This is a genomic window from Prosthecobacter sp. (genome assembly GCF_014879935.1).
Classification (GTDB): Bacteria; Verrucomicrobiota; Verrucomicrobiia; order Verrucomicrobiales; family Verrucomicrobiaceae; genus Prosthecobacter.
This window is the reverse complement of record NZ_JACSRD010000202.1, coordinates 56,475-78,336: the sequence shown is the minus strand read 5'-3', so window position 1 is coordinate 78,336 and position 21,862 is coordinate 56,475. Positions and strand designations below refer to the sequence as shown.

The following is a 21,862-nucleotide window of genomic DNA, read 5'->3' as shown; positions in this document are numbered from 1 at the left end:
TTCTAGGTGTCGGCTTGATTTGTTTGGGTGTCGGCTGAGAGAAACTCGAGGATGAATTCTGTGAACTGGCCGGGCTCGCTGCGCACTTCGACACGGCCGCCGTGGCTGTTGATGATGTTGTTGCAGATGGAGAGGCCCAGGCCCATGCCTTTGCCCACGTCCTTGGTGGTGAAGAAGGGATCGAAGATCTTGTCACGGATCTCCTTCGGAATGCCGGGCCCGTTGTCTTTGATGGTGAGGATGACCTTGTCGCCACGGGCATGGCCGGAGATGCGGATGCAGGGGGACTCGCCCTCGGGGAAGGTCTTGTCGCCCATGGCATCGAGGGCGTTCTGCACCAGATTGATGAGGACCTGGACGAATTGATTGCTGTCGCCACGGATTTCGAGCTCCCCGGGCACTTCGACCTCGCGCTTGATGCCCTCCTTCCAGATGTGGGCGAAAAAGCGCAGCGCGGTGTCCACCGTGGGCTTCAAATGGAAGGCATGGCCGACCTCGTTCGTGTTGCGGGTGAACCCGCGCAGGTCGGAAATGATCTGCACCACGCGATTCACACCGTCCTCGACGTCTTTGAGCGTCTCGGCGAAGTCCGCCCGCTCGCTTTCTGGCAGCAATTTGCCGGAGCGGCTGATGATGTGCAGGCCCTGCCGGGCATAGTTGAGCGGATTGTTGATCTCATGGATCAATCCAGCGCTCAGGCGGCCCAGGGAGGCCAGCTTCTCGTTCTGCACGAGGAGGGACTCGGTCTCCTTGATCTGCTCCAGCGCGGCTTCGAGCTGCTGCTTCTGAGATGCGAGTTCCTTCTGATAGAGGCGTGAATCGACGAGATTCTTCAAACGCACCTGCACTTCGGTGAGCGAGAACGGCTTTGCCAGGAAGTCGCTGGCTCCGGCGGCCAGACAGTCGATTTTCGTCTTCTCATCGGCACGTGCGGTGAGCAGGACCACCGGGATCGAGCGGGTGGAGGTGCGCTCGCGAAGCTCGCGGCAGACCTGAAGACCATCCTTCTCCGGCATCATCATGTCAGAAAGGATGATGTCCGGGAGGAACTGAGCGGCCTTTTCCACGGCCTGCTGACCGTCCACGGCCTCCAGAACCTCGAAATTCGTGCCGAGCTGGCCTTTGAGGAAGCGAAGCATGTCCGGCTCGTCGTCTGCGATGAGCAGGATGGGCTTGCGGCTGCGTCCAACACTCGTTTCGACCGGACGCAAGGTGGCCTGAAGCGAAGTCATGGCCGGGAAGAGCTCGGCGCGGCGATACAGCTCAGCGATCCAGTCCCGGTTTTGGGAGGGGGCTTCACCTGGCTCTTCGAGCACCTTCTCAGGTGGCGATTCTTCGTTCTCGGTGCCGTCTGGCAGGCGCAGCGGAATCTTCACGGTCATGCTGGTGCCCCTGCCGACCTCGCTTTCGGCCGAAACGCTGCCGCCCTGCACTTCCGCCAGTTCTTTGACGAGGGCCAGACCGATGCCCATGCCCTGGAACTTGCGCTGCGAGGAGGTGTCCGCCTGCCAGAAACGATTGAAGATGTGCGGGAGCTGCGTGGCGGGGATGCCCATGCCGGTGTCACGCACTTCGATGACCAGCCAGCCGTCCTCCGCGTCCGCGCCAAAGCTCACACGGCCGCCTGCCGCGGTGAATTTGAGGGCGTTGAAAAGCAGATTGAGACAGATGCGCTCCAGCTTCTCCGGATCGGCCATCACCGTGCCCAGGGCGGAATCGACCCGTGCGTTGAGCTGGATGCGCTTGTCCTTGGCCACGGAGCCGACCGCGTTGGCGATGCCGTTGATGAATTCCCTCACATCCACCTTCTGCATCTGCACATGCGAACGCCCGGATTCCAGACGGACGAGGTCGAGCAGGTCGTTGATGAGCTTGAGCAGGCGCATGGCGTTGCCATGCATGGTGGAAAGCAGTTCCTGCTCCTCCGGATTGCGGACGGATGCCGCGCTGTGGATCAAGGACTCCAGCGGAGCGATCAGCAAGGTGAGCGGCGTGCGCAGTTCATGGCTGATGTTGGCGAAGAAGCGGCTTTTGGCCTCGTCCAGCTCACGAAGCTTGCGGTTTGAGATCTCGAGCTCGGCACGCTGGCGGTCGAGACGTGAGTGAAGGTCGAACTCCGACCGGCGGAGGTTGTTGTACTGCCAGGTTCCCGCCAGCATGACGACGCCTGTCACCGCCAGGAAGTACAGATTGTTGAAGAACAGCCCGCCGTCCGTCACCGGCCCGTGCAGGAGGCATCCTGTCAGGTAGGCGACCAGCGTCAGCACGAAGAACACGATGCTGTCCACAAACATCCAGCGCATCACGATGGCGGAGGCCAGCATGACGAGGTTCAGCCCCGCGTAATACGGAGAGACCGCGCCCTCGGTCAGGTAGATCATCCAGGAGATGCAGACCACCGGGACAAACATCGCGCCGAGCCCGACAGCCCGATAGAACCGCGTTCCGGGCGCCAGATGCAGCCACAGCAGCAGCAACCCGTCCACCACCGCGCCGGCCAGACGCAGCGGGAGGAACTGGAGCATCACATCGTATTTGTACACGAAGTAATCCAGCGACGCGCCGGCAGGCATGAAAACCACCGCGAGCAGGCTGCCCACTTTGTAGTTTCGCACGTGGATCGGCCGCTCGTGCTCGACGAACAGGCGATCCAGGTTTGGCTCAGGTGCTGTCAGCACTTCAGACATGATCAGGCTTCCGCACTTCGAGGAAAATGTTCACGCCGGTGTCGTCGGCCTTCACCTGGGCGCTGCCGGGCGGCGCACGATCAGGCGCGAGTTTCAGGAATTGCTCCTGGTCGCGATAGACGAGATGCCAGTCCACGACGTACTCCATCCACACGCGGGAAGGGTTCGAGCTGTCCACGTTCGTTGCCACCAGCAATCCGCCCGGTGCCAGCAGGTCATAAAACACCTCCAGCAGGCGGCGGCAGATGCGGTCCGACAGGTAGTCGAAGAGGCCCGCGCAATAGACGAAGTCGTAGCTGCCGACCTCAAATCCAGCGCCGGTCCGTGATGAATCCTTCAGAATCTGGTGCACGGAACGTTTGGTCAGCTTCAGACCGGTGCGGCGACGATGACGGCCACGAAGATCTTCAAGAATGCGCGTGGTGTTGGCGATGGTCTCGTCATTGAAGTCGAGCAGGAGAAGATCGGCATCATCACAGTGATCATCGTTGGCGAGGAAGTTCTGTATCTCCTGGGCCGGGCCGCAGCCGAGATTGAAGATGCGGGCCACCTTGCCCTGGGCCGCCATGCGTCCGGTCTCCTCGTGCAACCGCTGGCTGAGATAGACGATGCGGTTGCGATGCGCCTCGGCGGCAGGCATGCCCAAAATCACGCGGTTGATCAGCTTCGCGAACATGGAGCTGCCCTCGTAAGGGTCACGCAGCATCATGCTGACCATTTCATAGTCACCCGCATAGCCGAGCGGCTTCTGGAAGGTGCGATAGACGAACGGAGAGCACAAAACGAGCGGGTGCAGCTGGCGCTTGATGTAACTGCCATGCACCGGCCGCTGCTCCTGGGAAATGGCGTTGCCCGTGCTCTCCAGACGCTCCAGCAGGGGTGCCACTGCCGGCAGGATGGGCGCCTCAAGCTGCTTGATCGTGTCACGCTCCGCCTCAAGGCGGTCGCCCGTCGGAAGAGATCGCACCCCGAGCTCCACCTGCTCCATCCACCGTCGCAGGTCGGAAAGCAGCGTGTGCATGTCTGCGACAACCAGCTTGAACTCAGGCGTCACTTTGTAGGTCTTCTCCGTTTCGTGAAGGAATTCGGCGAAGTCCGCAAGCAGGCGTCCCTTGTTCTGCTTGGGCGCGAGCATGTCGATGTCGATCCAGCCGTCGTCAGACAGAGACGCCTCACAGATGAGCATGATGCCGGTGTTCACCAGATTGGCGATCACGGCGCGGCCGGAGTACACCACCCGCTCATTCATCATGATGCGGAAGTCGTGCAGCACTTCGGAGAGCTGCACGATGCTGTAAGGATTGTACACCTCGAAGACACCCAGGTACCGGGTCAGGCGGTGCAAGGTCCCGCGGACCTCGACGCCCTGACTGTTGCGGCAGATGATGAAACTGAGGCGTTCCCCTGTGGATGTGATGTTTGGAAGTGAATTGTCGTTGTTCTCCATAGTTTGTCCCTCGCTTCGACGGTTTTTAGGCCTTGGTCATTGCCACCGCCGCCCCAGGCAGGGCTTGCGGTGCCATTTCACTGGAATCTGGAACCACGGGGGCGGAAATGCCCCGGGCGGTCATGGTGGATGAGATGTTGTTCATCAGAATCGCTGGGTAAGGCTGAGTGAGACCACGTGCCACTGATGCTTGTAAGTGCCGTTGAATGCCGGAGTGGCAGCGCTGCCGATGGTGCGCGTCGGGTTGAAAACAAAGGCGTAGCTCAGATCGACGCTGCGCGTCTTCCCCTTCCAGCCGACGCCGACACCGAACACGTGGCGGTCATTTCCAGCCGCCGAGGGCAGGTAATTGTCCTCCGGCTGCGAGTTCTCGGAGAAAAGATAACCGCAGCGCAGGCTCCAGATTCGGTCGAGCTTGTAGGTGGCTCCAAAGCCGAGATCGATGGAATCCTTCCAGCCAAGCACTGCGGCGTTCTGACCAAACAGCAGCGGCTGGTTTTCCCCCAGATTCAGCGGGATGTCGTCGTGTGACGAGTTGTCCGACCACTGGAAGTCGAATCCCAGGGTGAGGCGGTCTGTCACGTCCACACCGTAGCCCACGGCGATGGAGCCGGGAAAGGTCATGTCCGTGTCAAAACTGCTGGTTGAATTGGCTCCGGCAGCCAGCAAGCCCGCGTTGGCACCCGGCATGTTCACAGTCTCGGTGCGGCCGCTGTATTTGACCTTGATCGGCAGCCGCCCGATCACGCCCAGCCGGTGACCGGGGGCGAACTCCCAATTGGCACCCAAATAGCCGCCCAAGCCCCAACCATCCCCTTTGATTTGGATCTCACCATCTTCAACCGCCGGGGGCCAGGCGCTCCAGGGATAAATGCGCCCCATCGTGAACTGGGAGTAAACGATGTCCAGACCAGCGGCCATGGTGAGCGTGTCAGTCACACGAAACGCGACCGCTGGCGTGAAATCCACCGCCATCAGCCGCGCTTCATAGGGCAGATTGTGGCGGAGGCCGGCTCCCACGCCGGGCCCCACTGGCATCTCCTTGGGAAACGTGAAGGCGAGCCCGAACGGCGTGCTGATGCCGAAGCCCAGTGCCACCTTGTCAGGCACCACCGGAAGAACGGCATAGATGCTGCCGGGATAAATCCACGACTGGGTCATCTTCGTCGCACCGCTCGTGTTTGAGTTCACGCGAATGTCGCCATTCCACACCGCGAGATTGAGAAGCACCTCAGGTTCCGTGATCTGCAGGATGTTGGCCGGGGCGACACGGACGGCGGAGGCGTCGTGAAGATTGGCGATGCGTCCACCAGCGGTGGCGAGCGCCTGGGCGGAGTCAGGAACCACAGAGAGAGACTCGGCGGCGTGACCTGTGCAGGCAGCCAGACCGATGACCAGGGTGACGAGTTGCGGGAGCGACTTCATGAGTTGTGTTGGTTTCACACCAGTCCGTTGGACTGGCAGTATCTGAGAATCTCGACCGTGCCTTTGAGGCCCGTTTTGCGACACAGGTTGTGTTTGTGGACAGCGACCGTCCGGGGACTGAGAGAAAGATCCTGCGCGACTTGCTTGAGGCTCTTTCCGCGGGCGAGCTGCATCAGGACTTCGAGCTCGCGGTTGGAGAGCTTTTCATGAGCCAGCGCCGCGCCCCCCTTGCGAATCGACTGGTCGGCAAAACGCTGCGCCAGCTCGCGCGAGATGTAGCTGCGCCCTTCCATCGTGGCCCGAATGGCGTCAAACAACTCATGCGGCGGAGCGTCTTTTGTCACATAGGAGCGTGCACCGAGCTGCATGGTGCGCGTCACAAAGGTCTCCTCCTGGTGCATCGAGACAGCGATGATCCGCGGCGGATTTGGCAACGTCCGCAGCTCGGTGGTCAACTCCATTCCCGAGCGGTCCCCGAGTTCAATGTCCACCAGCGCGATGTCGTAGTTGCGTGACCGTGCCTCCGCCATCGCATCCGCACAGGTGCCGGTGGAAATCACGGTCGCCTGCGGAAACTCCACCTTCAGCATCGTCGTGAACGCCTCGCGCACCAGCGCGTGGTCATCCACAATCAAGATGCTGAATGTCGGGGAGGTGGTGGGCATGGCAGGTTCGGGAGTCGATGGTCTCGTTTCAGGTGCCGGGGCGTTGCGCCGCCGGGACGACCAGCAGGGAAACCCGTGAGCTGCCGCCGGGCCCGGCCGGCATGATCTGCATGCGGCTTCCAAGCAGCACGCAGCGCGCCTGGATCACCGCCAGGTCTGCGGCAGCCTCCACTTCACGCCAGATGCTGTCGCCACCATCATGATCGACGGTGATCTCGAGCTTGTCCTTTGCCGCCCGGCAGTTCACCTCCACCCAGGTGGTGTTGGCATAGCGGATGCAATGCTTCAGCAGCGCCTGGATGAGCCGAAACAGGTTCAAACGGCTCGCCAGATCGAAGGACGGCTCCTCACCATTGAGATTCAGCACGACCGATCCGGCAAATCCGTCGCCGATGGAACGGACAAGCTGTTGCAATGCCACATGCAGGCCGAACGCCTTCAACACCGGCGGGAACTGGGCCTCGGTCATGTCGCGCACCAGTTGCAACGTCTGGCGCACGGTCGAATCCAGGCTGGCCAGAAGCTTGCCGAGGCTGGTGGAGTCCGCCTCGTGCGCCAGCTCGTGCCGCATCATCTCACCCAGCGAGGCGCAGGCCACCAGACTGCCTGCGACTTCCTTGTGCAGCACATGAGACAGCTCCACCCGCGTGGCATCGTCTTCCCTGAGGAAGGCACTCAACGCCTGAACCAAGGCGGGAGCGGGAAGAGGGTCCAGGAGAGGCATGCGGAAGGTTCTAAATGTTTAGTTGCTCGGCTAAATCAATGCATCGCCGCCGATTTGAGAAGAACGGCTGTCAAACACGCCCCAAACCGCTCCTGCCTGCGCTGACCATCGCAATATCCACACAATAAACTCGATCTAACACATTGATTTTCAATGCTGAACGCGTGTTTTTGGCGGGAGAACGAAAACATGATTGGACGCGAGGAAAGCGTTTAGAAGCAGTATTCAAAACAATCACAATCGTGATCCAGTCGCATCTAAATCTTCATTCAAGATTTAGATGTTCAAACAAGCCCTAAACCATGGTTATTACCGTTTATTCCAGCAGTTAAGCTCTCTCAATGCAGTATAAGCCTAAATTTATTAAAATTCTGCGCGGGAACCATTATGTTTGTCACGCATGTATCTAAATACTCTCCAGGCCAACCTTGTCACCAGCTGCCGCATTCTGATCGTCAGTGACGAACGATCCATCAAGGAGGACCTGCATCTTTCTCACGCCCTGCAAAACAATGGCCCTTCCGGCAGTTCCTCGACGCTCCTGACCCCTTCCGCCCCGGTTCCGAAGCCCAAAAACGCTGCATTGCCGCCTGAGGTCATCAACACTGGCAGCGACAAGGAAGCTCTGGCTCTGCTGGAGTCTGCCTTGCGGGAACACCGCCCTTTCTCGGTCGTCATCATTGATGGCCGCCTGCTCCACGGGAAGGATTATCGCCACTTCGTCCGCCGGATGTGGCAGATGCAGCGGGACCTTTACGTCGTGATCCACGCCGTGTCCCAACTGGACGCGTTCGAGCAGATTCCCATCGATCTCGGATCGAATCACCAGCTCCTGGTGCTCAAATTCAGGCTGGTGCCGTTCGAGATCACCCAGCTTGTCCGCACGCTCACTTCGAAGCACCACGCCGATCTCCAGACCTCCGAGCGCAACCTGACCCTCAATGCTCAACTGCTGGAGGCGACAACGCAGTTTGAGGACGTGAGCAACCGTCTGCGTCTTGAGCAGGACCATCGCCGGCAGTTGGAGGACCAGCTTTGCCGTACCCAGCGCCTGGAGACCATGGGCCGCTTCGCCGATGCCATGGCGCACTTCTTCAACAACTACCTCACGGTCATCCGTGGCCATCTGGAGGTGGCCACCGCCGGCCAATCGCCCGCCCAGGGCGGTTCGCAGGTCTTGCAGGATCTGCTCGTCGCCACCCAGCACGCCATGGGCGTGACTTCGCAGTTCGTGGCCTTCACTCGTCGCGACTACCTCCAGCCTGCGCCAGTTCAACTGGCGCAGATCATCGACGCGCAGACTGCCCTGCTGCAGAAGGCGCTCGGTGAGAACATCGCCATCCAGATCCAGCACCAGCCTGATCTTCCCTGCGTCATGGCCGACCAGGCTTCCGTGGAGCAGATCATCTTCAATCTGCTCGTTCACGCCCGGGATTCCATGCCTGGCGGCGGGCGGTTGATGATCCAGACAAGGTTCGTGTCCGTGCCAGACGCCACTGCTGCCAGCCGCCTTCATGGCGATGCCAGACCGGGCGATTATGTGCTCATGACCCTCGCCGACACAGGCAGTGGCATGACTGCGGCGGAGCTTTCGCGCCTGTTTGACTCCTCCCATCTGGACTCTGGACAGCAAGGCGGCGCCGACATCGCTCTCATTCTCGTGCAGGGGCTCGTACGCCTTCAAGGCGGCTGGATCGCTGCCAGCAGCGTGATCGATGTCGGCACTGAGTTCAGCATCGGCCTTCCCGTGGCCACCGGAAACGCACCCCAGCCGGTGACGCCAGACAAAAAACTTCTGGAGTCCTCATCAGAGAGCGATTGCAGCACGATCCTGGTGGTGGACGACGAGGATTCCGTCCGGCAGGTGATGGAATACGTGCTCACCAGCCAGGGCCACCAGGTTTTATGTGCCAGTGACGCCAACGAGGCGTGGGCGCTCTGGCGGAGCAAGTCGTCCGTGATCAAGCTCGCCATCATTGACATCAAATTGCCCGGCGGTGTAAGCGGTTTCGATCTGGAAAAGGCGATTTCCGCCGAGGACTCCACCCTCCCGGTCATCTTCACCTGCGGCTATGCGCAAACCAGCCTCAGCAGCGAGAAGGAGCTCAAGACCGGAGAGAATTTCCTGCCCAAGCCCTTCGGCATGGTGGAGTTGCTCAACATCGTCGGCAAAGCGCTTCTCAACACGGCGCGGCTGTGACGATGAATTGACCGGGTGGCAGGAAACCAAGCTTGCGTTTCCCCCTCATGGGGCTTTTCTCAACCTGCCTCTCTCATGTTCCCTGGCAACCATCTGCGAATGGAAGCCTCAGACGGGCTTCGCCGACCATGAAACCCGACGTCCTCCACGACATTCCGGCCCGCAAGGGCGAAGGCGGTGACAGTCGTCACCTGCTCATCCAGGTGGACGCGGGAGGCATCATCCAAAGCGCCTTTGGAACCTGGAATCCTCTGAATGCGGACCCTACAGCGCCCCTGCCAGCGCATGGAGGTGACTTTTTCCAGCTTCTGAAGAAAAACCAGGCGCTCGACTCGCAGACCACGGACAGCATCAGCAAGGCAGTCCGTCAGGCGCTCATTGACCCTGCCGCGTTCTGTCGCATCGAGGCCAGCCGTCGCCAAAACGGCACGGACACGCGATTCGACTGCAGCATCGCCCCGCTGGCCGCCAACGACGCACGTTCGGCGCTGGTCACCCTGGTGGAGCTTCCTCCGGCCAGAAATGCTCCGAGACAGGGCATGCGTGAAGGCTTCACAAGGGCTCTTTGCCACAGTTCCCGGATCGGCAGTTGGGAGCTCGATCTCGCGGACCTCGATGACATGAACCGCAACCGGCTGCGCTGGTCGGATGAGATCTATCGCATCTTCGGCCACGAGGTGGGCGGCATCGAACCCTCCAACGAAACCTTTTTCCAGGCCGTCCATCCCGAGGACCGCCAACTCGTGCGCGAGGCGGTGAGCCGCACCTTGCGCACCCACGGCCACTATTCGCTGGACCACCGGATCATCCTTCCGTCGGGGGAGATCCGTCACATCCATGAGGATGCCAGGCTCTGCCTCGACGAGCAGACCGGCAGGCCGCTGCGCATGGTCGGCACGGCGCTCGACATCACGGAACGCAAGGCCGCCGAGGAGGCCTTCAAGAGCGGCGGAGAATCGCAGTTCCACCTCGCCTTTGCCAACGCCAGCGTCGGTTTCGCCATCACCGACACGAAAGGCGTCATCCTTCACATCAACAGCCATTACTGTGAGATCACCGGCTATGGTGAGGATGAGCTGGTGGGCACCTCCTTTGCCGCCATCACCCATCCTGATGATGTGAAACGGAAGCTGGAGCTGAATCAGCAGCTCGTGGCCGGTGAAATCGACGATTTCGTCGTCGAGAAGCGTTATCTGCGCAAAGAGGGCGGCATCGCCTGGGTGGAGAACTGCGTGTCCGCCATCCGCAATGAAGAGGACGGCTCGGTCCTCCACATGCTCGTGCTGTGCAAAGACATCACGGAGACACTTCGGAACCGGGAGCAGCTCCGCCTGCTGGAAACGTGCGTGGCCCATTTCAACGACGTGGTGTTGATCACCGAGGCGTTTCCGCTCGACGAGCCAGGCCCGCGCATCGTCTTCGTCAATGAGGCCTTCACACGGCGCATGGGTTACACGCTGGAGGAGACAATCGGGCGCAGCCCACGATTCCTCCAGGGAACGGACACCGACCGGCAGGCACTCGACCGCATCCGGACCGCTCTCACCGCCGGATGCCCGGTCAGGGAGGAACTCGTCAATTATGCCAAGGATGGCTCGCGAGTCATCCTGGACATCGATGTGGTCCCGATCCGGGGCGAAGACGGCCGCGTCACTCACTTCGTGGCCATTCAGCGGGACATCACCATCCGCAGGGAGGCGGAGGAAAGGCTGCTGCTGCGCTCGAAGCGGCACGAAAAGCGGCACGCGGCCATCGCCAGGCTGATGCGCGGCGGCGTCTTGCAGGCCGGCAGCCTGGACGAGGCGTTCCGCGTCATCGCCGCGGAGATCGCCCATGTGGCGGAGGTGGAACGCGTCAGCATCTGGCGTTACTCCCCGGAACGCGACGCCATCGTCTGCCAGGAGTTGTTTGAAGCCACTCCGGGAAGCCATGCCACCGGTCTGCGCCTGCCCGCCGCCGCCTATCCTGCGTATTTCCGGGCCATGGAGGAGAACGAGCTCATCTCCGCGTCCGACGCCTGCCGCGATCCGCGCACTTGCGAGTTTGCGGACAACTACCTCCAACCGCTCGGCATCACCTCGATGCTGGACGCTCCTCTCCATGCCGGCGGCGCCCTCGTGGGTGTGCTCTGCCAGGAACATGTGGGCTCAAGACGCGAATGGACGGCGGAGGATCAAAGTTTTGCGCTCTCGATGGCAAATTTCATCTCGCTGGTAATGTCCCAGTGGGAACATCGGCAGATCGAGGAGACCCTGCGCCAGCAGGCCTCGCTGCTCGACAAGGCCAATGATGCCATTCTCGTGCGCGACCTCGACCACACGATCACCTACTGGAACAAAGGCGCCGAGGATCTCTACGGCTGGACAGCGGCGGAGGCCGTCGGACGCAAAGCCTGCGATCTCCTCTATCAGGACGCCACTCCATTTCATCAAAAGTTCCAGCGCCTCATGATCGATGGGGAATGGAAGGGTGAAGTGCGCCAGATGACGAAAACCGGCCACGAGGTCGTGGTGGAAGGCAGTTGGACCCTCGTGCGGGACGCCGCCGACCGACCAAAGTGCATCCTGGCCATCAACAAGGACGTGACGGAGAAGAAACGGCTGGAGGACCAGATGATCCGTGCGCAGCGCATGGACAGCATCGGCACGCTGGCCGGCGGCATCGCCCACGACTTGAACAACGTCCTGACGCCGATCCTGATGTCGGTGGACTTGCTGAAGCGGCGCATCAACGACGAAGCCAGCCGGGACACCTTGCGGGTGATCGCCAGCAGCGCCCAGCGCGGGGCCGAGATGCTCAGCCAGGTGCTCTCCTTTGCACGCGGCATGGAAGGCCAGAGCATGCCCGTCTCCATCAGCCGGCTGCTGAACGACCTCGGCCGCATTGTGCAGGACACGTTCCCGAAGAACATCGATCTGCACCTGCAGACGCCGCCGGATGAGTGGATGCTGTCCGGAGACGCCACGCAGATCCATCAGGTGCTGCTGAACCTTTGCGTGAATGCCCGTGATGCGATGCCTGCCGGAGGCAAGCTCACGGTGGACACCACCCTCGTCATGATCGACTCGCAGTATGCGACGATGAACATCGAGGCCCGCGAAGGCCCGCACATCGTCATCGGAGTGGAGGACGAGGGCGTCGGCATCGCCCAGGACGTGCCGCCGAAGATCTTCGATCCGTTTTTCACCACGAAGCCTCCCGGAAAAGGCACGGGACTGGGTCTTTCCACCTCGCTGGCCATCGTGAAAAGCCACGGCGGATTCGTCCGCGTGCGAAGCGAACCCGGCCATGGCACGCGATTCACGGTTTACCTCCCTGCCCTGCCTCCATCGACCGAGCAGACGCCGGAGATCGATGAACAGCCCCTGCCGCGTGGCAACAACGAGCTCGTCCTCGTCATCGACGATGAGGCGGCCGTGCGGGAGATCACCCGCCAGACGCTCAGCGCCTACGGCTACCGCACGCTCCTGGCCGCAGACGGTGCCGAGGCCGTGACGCTTTATTCCAAGCACACGAACGACATCGCCGTCGTGTTGACTGACATGGCCATGCCGGTCATGGACGGGGCCACCACGATCCAGGTGCTGGTGAAAATGAATCCGCAGGTCCGCATCATCGCCGCCAGTGGCGTCACCGCGCACGGCGGCATGAAGAAGTCGGCTGAGGCAGGCGCACGCCAGTTTCTGCCTAAACCGTACACGGCGGAGACCATCCTGCGGGCGCTCCGCCAGGTCCTGCACGACGAAATGGCTGAGTCTTGAGCCTGCTCAGACCTTGGCGGCGGCAGGCTTCAGCAAATCGCCGATGGCATGGAGCAGCGTGTCGGCGCTGTAGGGTTTGCGCAGGAAGTGGCGCACGCCCAGGCTCGTCACCTGTGCCTGCATCTGCTGGTTGAGTCCGCTCGCGCCGATGATCGGCAGCCCGGGTTCGATTTTTCGCAGAGCCTGGATCAGCGCCGGCCCGTCCATGTTCGGCATCATCATGTCCGTGATCACCAGCACCGGTTTGTTCGGATTCTTGAGGAAAGTGGCGATGGCATCCGTGCCGTCGCAGGCCGTGATGACCTGGTATCCAAAGGCCTCCAGCGTGTGGCTCGTGGCGGTGAGAATCGCGGCCTCATCATCCACGACGAGGATCAATTCGCCCTGCCCCAGACGACGGGAGGACTCGGGGGTCTGCACGACCGGCTCCGACACGCCCGTCTTCGCTGGCAGATAGATGCGGAACGCGGAGCCTTTGCCCACGCGGGAGGTCAGATCGATGAAACCATGATGCGATTTGACGATTCCCAAGGTCGTGGACAGCCCCAAACCCGTGCCTTTGCCGAGTTCCTTCGTCGTGAAGAACGGATCGAAGATTCTCTCCCGCACTTCCGCGGGAATGCCAGTGCCGGTGTCCTTCACCTCGAACATCACATGCTCACCCGCCCTGGCATCTGGGTGCATGCTCACAAACTGCGCGTCCACCACCACGTTTGACGCGGAGACCACCAGCTCGCCGCCATCCGGCATCGCATCGCGGGCATTCACGCAAAGGTTCAACAGGACCTGGTGGAGTTGCGTGGGATCACCCTCCACGTTCCAGGAATCCGGCGGGCGCACCACGCTGCAGCGGATGTTTTTCGGGAAAGTCTCCAGCAGCAGGCTTTCGATCTCCTGCAGCACGTCCTTCGGCCGCAGCGGCAGCCTGCGCCCCTCCACGCCACGTGCGAAGCCAAGGATCTGACGCACCATCTCAGCGCCGCGGTTGGCGCTGTTCTCCATCGCGTTCAGCAGATCCACGTCACGTGGCTGCGTCAGCTTCATCCGCAGGATGGTCAGCGACATCAGGATCGGCGTCAGCACGTTGTTCAAGTCATGCGCCACGCCGCCAGCCAGCGTGCCGATGCTCTCCATGCGCTGCGCACGCAGGAACTGCGACTCCATGCGCCGCTTCTCCGTCACATCCGCCATGAAGCCTTCCACGAACTCGACCCGGCCGTTCTCAGCAGGAATGCCCTGGCCACGCTCCCAGATCCATTTGATCGAGCCATCGGCCGTACGAATGCGGTAGGTCATCTCGAAGCGTGTTCCAGCGGCCGTGGCTTCCTGGACGATCTTGCGCACATGATCGCGGTCCTCGGGATGGATGAGATCACCGAAGAACACATCCCCTTTCCCGGCAAACGCCTCCGGCTCGTAGCCTGTGAGCTCCAGGCAGCCCTCGCTGATGAAATCCAGCGTCCACTTCTCATCGAGCCGGCCGCGATAGGCCGCTCCGGGCAGGTTTCCCATGAGCGTGGAGACCATGCGCTCGTTTTCACGCAGCGCTTCGACGATTCGTTGCCGTTCCTCGGCCTTGGCGGCCGTTTCGAGGGCAAAAGTGAGGTCGTCCGCCAGTGCGCACAACACCCGCACCTCATCCTCCTGGAAGTAGTCGCAGGCATCGGCGTAGATCATCAGCACTCCCAGCGGCTTCCCCTCCGGCTTCAGCGGAAAGGCCGCGCAGGAGTGGAAACCGCGCTGCAACGCCCTCTCCCGGTAGTAGAAGGTGGGATCGTTTCCGATGTCGTTCGAAATCGAATGCACCCCGCTGCGGAAGGCACGGCCACCGGGCCCGCAGCCCGACGGGTCATCCTCACGCGTGGTCAGCACCAGCCCCTCCAGATACCCCTGGAAGTCGCCTGCGCAGGCCACGGGCTTCAGTTCTCCCGTCTCCTCCACATGCAGGCCGATCCACGCCATGCGCATGTTGCCCTTTTCGACGGCGATCGTCACCGCCGTTTCATAAAGCTCCTGCGGATTGCGGATGCGCACGATCGCCTCGTTGATGGTGCTCGACATCGCGTACAGCCTGTTGAGGCGGAGCAAACGCTGCTCGTCTTGTTTGCGCTCGTGAATGTCGAGCGCTGATCCGGCCATGCGATAAGGCTCGCCAAACTGGTCCCACAGCGCCTGTCCACGCGCCTCAAACCAGCGATAGGCGCCGGATTTCACCTGGATGCGGTATTCCACACAGAATGTCTCGCGTTTCTCCAGATGGTCCTCCAATGCGGCCCGCAACAACGGAAGGTCTTCCGGGTGCATCTTCTGTTCCCAGGAGAAAAACAGGCTGGGAAACTCCTCCTGGGTGTAACCGAGCAGTTCGCGGAACCGCGGCGAGTAGTAAACGCCACCCGTGCGGATGTCCCAATCCCACACACCCCCGGTGGAGCCGCTGGCGGCCAGTGAATAGCGTTCCTCACTCTTCCGCAGGGCCATTTCGGCCTGGTGACGCTCGAGCTCGGCAGCCGCTCTCACCGCGAAGAGCTGGAACATCGCCTGAAGCCGGTCGCGACGGTCCAGCGACTGGTCGCCAAACACGGCGATCATGCCGATCACGCGGCCGTCCGTGGCATGCAGGGGCACGCCCATGAAACTGGTCGCTCCGAGTTCCTCAATCAGGCGGTCGCCGGGGAAATGCTCCGCGACGTTGCGGTCGTAGTAACACACGTCGCCGGTGGACACGTTGTAACACGGGGATGCCATCAGTGAGATGTCGCGGTTGGGCTGGATCTTGCCGTCCGCGCAAAATCCCAGCGTCCTGACCATCCGGTCACGCTCCGAGACCATCATGGCAACGATGGCATAGCGTGCCTCCGCCGCGCGGGCCAGTTGCAGGCACACTGACTGGAAAAACGTCTCGCCACTGCGCGGATCCCCCCCTTCAGCCATGGCACGCAGCGCTTCCTCGACCTTTTTCTCCACCGTGATGTCGGAAGCCAGCGACAGGATCGACTGGATCTCACCTTGCTCGCTCAGCAGCACCGAATTGTGCCACTCGCAGACGATCAGGCGGCCGTCGCTGGTGAAATTGCGGTTCACGCAGGTGTTGCGGTCCTCGGAGCGGTCGATCAGCCGGCTGAAGGTGCTTTCCACCCGCGGCAGATCGTCGGGATGCGCGAACTTCCAATCGGTAAGCGAGCGCCCCATGACATCCGTCTCCTTCCATCCGAACACTTTCTCCGCCTGAGGCGACCAGTTGCAGATGCGGCCCTGTGGATCGTATTCGACCAGCGCCAGCGAGGTGCTCTCCAGGTGAAACAGCAGCGCCGCGTGTGTCTGATGCTGCAGCGCGTCCTCCTGCTCCCGCCGGGCGGTGAAGTCACGCAGGTTTCCGATGATGGCCACCGGCTTGCCTTCGTTGTCCCGGACGAGCGAGCGATAATCGCTGATCCAGCGGTAGCCCTGGTTCTTGTGACGGAACCGGTATTCAAGCACGGGATGGAAGTCTCCGCCGATGTCACCTCCGATCGCCTGCTCCAGACGTTCGCGTTTGGCCGCGAAATCTTCGGGATGGATGCGGGACAGCATGAAACGGACGCCGCCGTCGATGCACTCGTCCATGCTGAAGCCCAGCACCTGCTCCACAGCCGGACTGATGTAGTCGTAGTTGAGTGATGGCAGGCTCAGGCAATAGACGGGGTCCTTTGAGTTGCCCAGCACGGCCCGGAACCGCTCCTCGCTCCGCCGCAGTTCGTTCTCGGCCATTTTGCGCTTCGAAATGTCACGCACCACCACCACGATCCGGTCCATGCCGAGAATGGCCGCCTTGCGCATGTTCACCTCCACCCAGAACGTGCGTCCGGCGCAGGAACGGGCCTGCCACTCGAAAAGCTGCGGTCCCTCGCTCACCGCCCGTTCCATCCAGGCGCGGGCCTCCTCCTGCGTGTAGGGCGGCATGTTCGCGCTGATGTCGGCGACGGTGTGGGTGCACAGGCTGGCCACCTCGCACTCGTACATCTCGCAGGCGCGTTGATTGGCGGCCAGGATCGCGCCGGTCGCCATGTCGTGGATGAACACCGCATCATTGAGGCACTCGAAGACGCCCTTGAACCAGCTTTCACGGGCGTCTGCGCCGGCATCGAGCGCTGTGGGAGTGGTCATGGTTTCGGAAAAGGCCATATCTCAAAAGCTGATTTGAAGGGTCTTTGAAACTGCGTCCGCGAGCGCCTTCAGGCCTGCCTCCTTCGGCACGTAGCCGTGGACATCATCGCGGCTGAGCACCGGCATCATGTCGGCGCTGGAGTGATTGCTGAAGACAATCGTCTTCAGCCCCTGCTGTGTGAACGCTTGCGCGTTTTGCACCAGATCGACGGCGGAACCGTCCGGCAGGGTCATGTCCACCAGCATGAGGGCGATCTCCCCGCCCTCCAGAACCGCGAGCGCTGAGGCAACGCTGCCCGCCTCCAATACCTTGAACTCCGGCAGACGTGCCAGCAGGGCGGTGCGCACGACGTTGCGATAGACTTCATGATCCTCCACCACCAAAATCGACTTCGCCCGCCCGGAGTGTTGTCCGGTCTGGCTCGCCACGTTGGAAGACGAATGGGCCTGCTGCATGAAGCGCTCGTTGGTTTCTTGTTGTGATGAAATGTTCAGTACCATACAGCAAATCTGAGCGTTGAAGTGCTCAAGCGTGATAATGAATGAACATTTAGCTCTGGATGAAGCGTCCTTTCCCCTGCCAATGAACCCCAAGTCTCCACCGCTCAAATGCCAGGGCGCGGACAGGCATGAGTTTCTCGCCAACGTCGGCCATGAGCTTCGCAATCCCCTCACCACCATCATCGCCCAGGTGGAGATTCTCATGGAGGGCGTCCACGGCTCTCTCGAAAGCGCCCAGCAAAGCGCTCTGTCGTCCGTGCAGGAGAGCGCACGCCAGATGCTTCATCTGCTCGCCGACACGATCGACTTGTTCAAGATGGAAGCCGATGAGCCTGCGCTGAACCCGGACGCCTGTGTGATGTCTGATGTTTGCGCGCAGAGCCTTCCTCCCGCGCTCGACCTGGCCCGTTCGCGTTCGGTGGAGGTGCAGACTGACATCAAGCCCGGATTGCGCGTGAAGGCCGACGCACGCCGGCTGCGGCAGATCATCACGGAGACGCTTTCCGCCGCGGTGCTGACCTTTCCCACAGGCAGCCAGGTGTTGCTGACGATCAGCGGGGAATCCCAAGGGTTGTGCCTTGAGGCGATCCGCCGGCCGATCCCCGCCTCTTGTGCCGCTCATGTCATCATCGGTGATGGGGCGGGCGCGTCCACACCCTGGTTGGAGCGCCTGCGCAAAGTGAAGCCGGTTGGAACAGCGCTGCTGCATCGGGCGGTGTGCCTTCTCAACGGCACCATCACCATGTCGGAGGAGGCCGGCCAGATCGCCGGCATCACGATTCATTTGCCCGTGGAAATCCTTCCGCCGCTGTCACCGCCGGCGGGAAGCACCGGACATCCGATTTCCTCGTCCCAGGAAGCTCATGCCCATGCCGCCGGGACTCCCACGATCCTCATCGCCGACGATCAGCAGGCTTTGATCACGGTGGTCAGCAGCTACCTGGAGAGCCTCGGTTTCAAGATCATCGTCGCTCGTGACGGACGCGAAGCCGTGGACCTCACGGCGGCTCATCGGCCGGATCTCATCCTGATGGATGTCCGCATGCCGGTGATGGACGGGCTGGCGGCGATTCGTGAGATTCGCTCTTCCGAAGACTCGCAACTCGGGAATGCCACCATCATCAGCCTCTCAGGCATCGTCGATTCAGGCGACAAGCAGGAGTGCCTCGATGCGGGCGCCACAGACTATCTGAACAAACCGTTCGGCATTCGTGAACTCGACCGCGTGATCAACGAATATCTCCGTCCAACGGCCTGACAGGCATCCGCTCAGCACGACTTCGCATGAAAGGAGAAAACGTGCAGGAAGGTGCGGGCGATGATCGCCACATCGAGCAGGAAGGACCAGTTCTGGCAGTACTCGATGTCGGAAGTGACGCGATGTTTGATCTCCTCGGCTCCATCGATCGGCCCGCGATGACCGCGCACCTGGGCGAGGCCGGTGACACCCGGCTTCACCGTGTGGCGCAGCGGATACTGGCTGCATTCCATCGCGAAAATCGCATCATGCTCGACCATGTGCGGACGAGGCCCGACCACGGACATGTCCCCCAGGAACACGTTCAGGAACTGTGGCATCTCGTCGATGCTGAGCTTCCGCAGCAAGGCGCCGCCTTTGAAGACACGCTTGTCGTTCGGCCGTGCCTGGACGCTCTCGGAGCCGTGATTGACCGCCATCGTGCGGAACTTGAGGATCTGGAACATCTGGCCGTCGGCACCTGAGCGCGACTGCTTGAAGAACAGAGGGCCGGGGGAGAACAAGCGATGAAGCATCCACACTCCCGCGCACAGCAGCGGCAGGACAAACAACACCACAGGAAGGCTCACTGCGACGTCCAGCACACGCTTCAGGAAGCGATGTGATGGATTGACGAGCGGATGCTTGTGCAGGCTCACCAGCTTCATGGTGGAATACTCAAACACGTGGGTGGGAGTCAGCTCGCCAAGGATCGGCTGAAGGTCCACCGCCAGATGCGCCCCATGCGACTCGGCCATTTCACGCACCCGTTCTGTGCGCAGTGCATTGGTGGGCATGCGCCAGATCACGAGATTCGGCCGCTCGCGCACAATCGCCTCCTCCAGGCGGCGTTCGAGGCTGCGGATGTCCTCGATCTTGTGCTCCGGGCAGATCACATCGCACAGTTTGATGCCGAGCATGCGTTTGTTCGCGAACCACGAGCGCATTGACTCCACCGAGGGCGGCTCGCATGCCGCCACCACACGCAGTCGTGGCTGGATGCGTGAGCCGAGGGCCTTCAGCACCTTGATGAACACGATTTTGGCCGCGCAGAGGAAGGGAGCGCTGAACGCCAGGTGGTACACGATCAGCTTGCGGGAGATCTCCACATCGCGCCACAACGCCACGTAGAAAAGCAGCAGGAGCGCGGTGAAACCTGACTGCGACAGGCTGATCTTGTAAATCTCGCCGTTCAGCAGCTTGTGCATGTAGTAGCCTTCCCGCAGCCAGACCGCCGCATGGAAGATCACCGCCGCCATGCTGACCCACAGCACCACGCATTCCTTCGCGGCGGGCACCAGGGTGAATTGATCCAGATTCGGCGGAATCAGATACGACATCAGAGATGCCGCCATGAAGGCTGCGAACAGGAAAAGGACATCGGTGAGGACGAAGAAGGGGGTCCAGCCGCGGACTCGTTGGCTTAGCGCGTCTTGCATGATGGCAAGCTCCCTCCGCCGTCCATAATTTCTAGAAACCGCGGCCTTAGAATCCAGTCAGCGATGCCTTAGTGTGATCTCAGACAAGAGGAAGACATCGCATCGCATTCATCCACTTCACTTGAAGCGTGGTCCGCTGTCATTTGACGAAGAACATGCCATGGCCAGCAGCAGTCCTGTCAAAACAGCATACAGATGACGTGTGGCATCGATCTGCAGCGGAAAATCAACCGCCGCGTGCGTCATGAACGCCATGAACGCGGCGGAAAAGCACACCAGCCCGCTGCGACGATGAAACGACATCCTGCGGCGCATTTTCCGTGCGAACGCGAGGCGCATGCCTCTGCCCAGATGTCTTCCCGGGAATGCCACCACAAGCACCAATAGTCCCGCACCGAGCCAGCCCCATTCGGCAAACAACTGGGCGTAATCATTGTGCGCATGCCGCCAGTGCCCGCCCGACAGCAGTGAATCGAGTGATGAATAGTGTGGCGACACCCATTCGAACGTTCCAGGTCCGGCGCCAAGCCAGCCGTGATCGATGCCGATCTGCACCGCCATCGCCGCCGCATGACGACGGGCGGGGTCATCAAATCGACGCCCGGCGAAGACACTCCACCGCGTGATGCCTTCCCCTGCCCCGCCGAGCCACGCGCCCAGCAGCAGCAGGCTGGCTGCAATGACTGCGCTCACCATGATCCGGCGAAAACCAAACAAAAGATCGGCCACGTTCGGCCGCCAGATCAACAAAGCCGTCACGATCATCCAGCCAGCCTCCAGGATGAACATCAGGTGACCCATTTTGGAGACATTCACAAACACCGCGATGATCTGCGTCAGCAACGCCGCCGCCACGCCGGCAAGCATCACCTGCTGGAGCGGCCTTCGCAGGCCGTTGCGGATCAGGATCGCGCAGAGCCACAAGCTGGCCGGCCAGGTGAGATTCAGAAACGCCGCTGCGTTGCCGTGATACCAGAACCAGCCAAAAACAGAATCCGGAATCTGCGCCACATGCCACATCGAGCGCAAATCGGCCGGACTCCGCCAGAACAAGCCGGCGATTGCAGCCGCCGCTCCTGAAATGGTCATCGCCAGCGCCAGAATGTGCCTTCCCTTCCTTCCGGCGGCGAAATCCAGCGCCATCACCAGTCCCATCAATGCCACCGAGATCGAGATCATCGCCGGCACCGAGGCAGCTTGATCGATCGTGCCGAAAGATCGCCACCCTTCCCGATCCAGATCCAGGAGAGCCCCTGTTGAACGCTCGATCATCGCCCTGGGACAGGCAGTCACCAGCCACCCGGCCACCTCAATCATCACAACCAGCCACCACACAGCACGCTCATGAGGTTTGGGCGGATCCCAGTCGAGCGTCCTTGCCGCTGCCCAAAGAACGAAGGCACCGGCAACAATCCATAAGATGGTCTCATGCGTGGAAACTGGCAGCTTCGCGTTCGATGCGGGCAGCAACACCAGTCCGGTCGCCAGCAGGACGAGTGCAGCATTGCGAAGAAGATGGGCGGTCTGGTTGATGCGCCCAATGTGCGCCGCACCCCTCTTGTCGGTCAATTCCACAAGGTCTTATGCAGGATAAGGCAACTCTTACGAGCATCTGAATCGTGAGAGAGTGGAG

12 protein-coding genes are annotated in these 21,862 nt (G+C 61.3%); 3 read left to right on the top strand and 9 right to left on the bottom strand.

What is annotated here, in order from left to right; translation table 11 throughout:
- Positions 1-2 precede the first annotated feature (2 nt).
- The 5 genes from IAE77_RS22860 to IAE77_RS22840 all read right to left on the bottom strand — a co-directional run bounded on the left by IAE77_RS22860 (position 3) and on the right by IAE77_RS22840 (position 6,948).
- On the bottom strand, positions 3-2,687 hold the full coding sequence (locus IAE77_RS22860) for an ATP-binding protein (protein ID WP_294231754.1): 2,685 nt from the start codon (positions 2,685-2,687) through the stop codon (positions 3-5).
- Positions 2,680-4,032, bottom strand: coding sequence for a class I SAM-dependent methyltransferase (locus tag IAE77_RS22855; RefSeq protein ID WP_294231753.1), 1,353 nt, complete (start codon positions 4,030-4,032; stop codon positions 2,680-2,682). Before IAE77_RS22855 ends, IAE77_RS22860 begins: the two co-directional genes overlap by 8 nt.
- 246 nt (positions 4,033-4,278) lie before the next feature.
- On the bottom strand, positions 4,279-5,559 hold the full coding sequence (locus IAE77_RS22850) for an outer membrane protein transport protein (protein WP_294231751.1): 1,281 nt from the start codon (positions 5,557-5,559) through the stop codon (positions 4,279-4,281).
- A gap of 14 nt (positions 5,560-5,573) precedes the next feature.
- Positions 5,574-6,224: a response regulator transcription factor gene (locus IAE77_RS22845; protein ID WP_294231749.1), complete on the bottom strand. Its 651-nt coding sequence runs from the start codon at positions 6,222-6,224 to the stop codon at positions 5,574-5,576.
- 28 nt (positions 6,225-6,252) lie between these two features.
- The gene (locus tag IAE77_RS22840; protein ID WP_294231747.1) at positions 6,253-6,948 is read right to left on the bottom strand and encodes a hypothetical protein; all 696 of its coding nucleotides are present in this window, start codon (positions 6,946-6,948) and stop codon (positions 6,253-6,255) included.
- 400 nt (positions 6,949-7,348) lie between these two features.
- On the opposite strand from IAE77_RS22840, the gene IAE77_RS22835 reads away from it, so the two are divergent.
- Together IAE77_RS22835 and IAE77_RS22830 are read left to right on the top strand one after the other, a co-directional pair.
- Entirely contained in the window at positions 7,349-9,148 is a 1,800-nt protein-coding gene (locus IAE77_RS22835; protein ID WP_294231745.1) for a response regulator, read from the top strand.
- A 128-nt stretch (positions 9,149-9,276) separates the two neighbouring features.
- Entirely contained in the window at positions 9,277-12,909 is a 3,633-nt protein-coding gene (locus tag IAE77_RS22830; protein ID WP_294231743.1) for a PAS domain S-box protein, read from the top strand.
- Positions 12,910-12,915: 6 nt separating this feature from the next.
- Here the strand turns inward: IAE77_RS22830 and IAE77_RS22825 are convergent, their stop codons facing one another.
- Entirely contained in the window at positions 12,916-17,052 is a 4,137-nt protein-coding gene (locus IAE77_RS22825; protein WP_294231741.1) for a PAS domain-containing protein, read from the bottom strand.
- A 21-nt stretch (positions 17,053-17,073) separates the two neighbouring features.
- Positions 17,074-17,508, bottom strand: coding sequence for a response regulator (locus tag IAE77_RS22820; protein WP_294231740.1), 435 nt, complete (start codon positions 17,506-17,508; stop codon positions 17,074-17,076).
- A 127-nt stretch (positions 17,509-17,635) separates the two neighbouring features.
- Between IAE77_RS22820 and IAE77_RS22815 the strand changes: the two genes are divergently transcribed.
- Positions 17,636-18,811, top strand: coding sequence for a hybrid sensor histidine kinase/response regulator (locus IAE77_RS22815; RefSeq protein WP_294231734.1), 1,176 nt, complete (start codon positions 17,636-17,638; stop codon positions 18,809-18,811).
- 11 nt (positions 18,812-18,822) lie between these two features.
- Here IAE77_RS22815 and IAE77_RS22810 read toward each other — a convergent pair whose 3' ends face one another.
- Positions 18,823-20,229 (bottom strand): exopolysaccharide biosynthesis polyprenyl glycosylphosphotransferase, encoded by a 1,407-nt coding sequence (locus IAE77_RS22810; protein ID WP_294231732.1) that lies wholly within the window; start codon positions 20,227-20,229, stop codon positions 18,823-18,825.
- Between the two features lie 117 nt (positions 20,230-20,346).
- A complete protein-coding gene (locus IAE77_RS22805; RefSeq protein WP_294231730.1) occupies positions 20,347-21,804 on the bottom strand; it encodes an O-antigen ligase family protein in 1,458 nt (485 codons plus the stop codon).
- Positions 21,805-21,862: the final 58 nt, after the last annotated feature.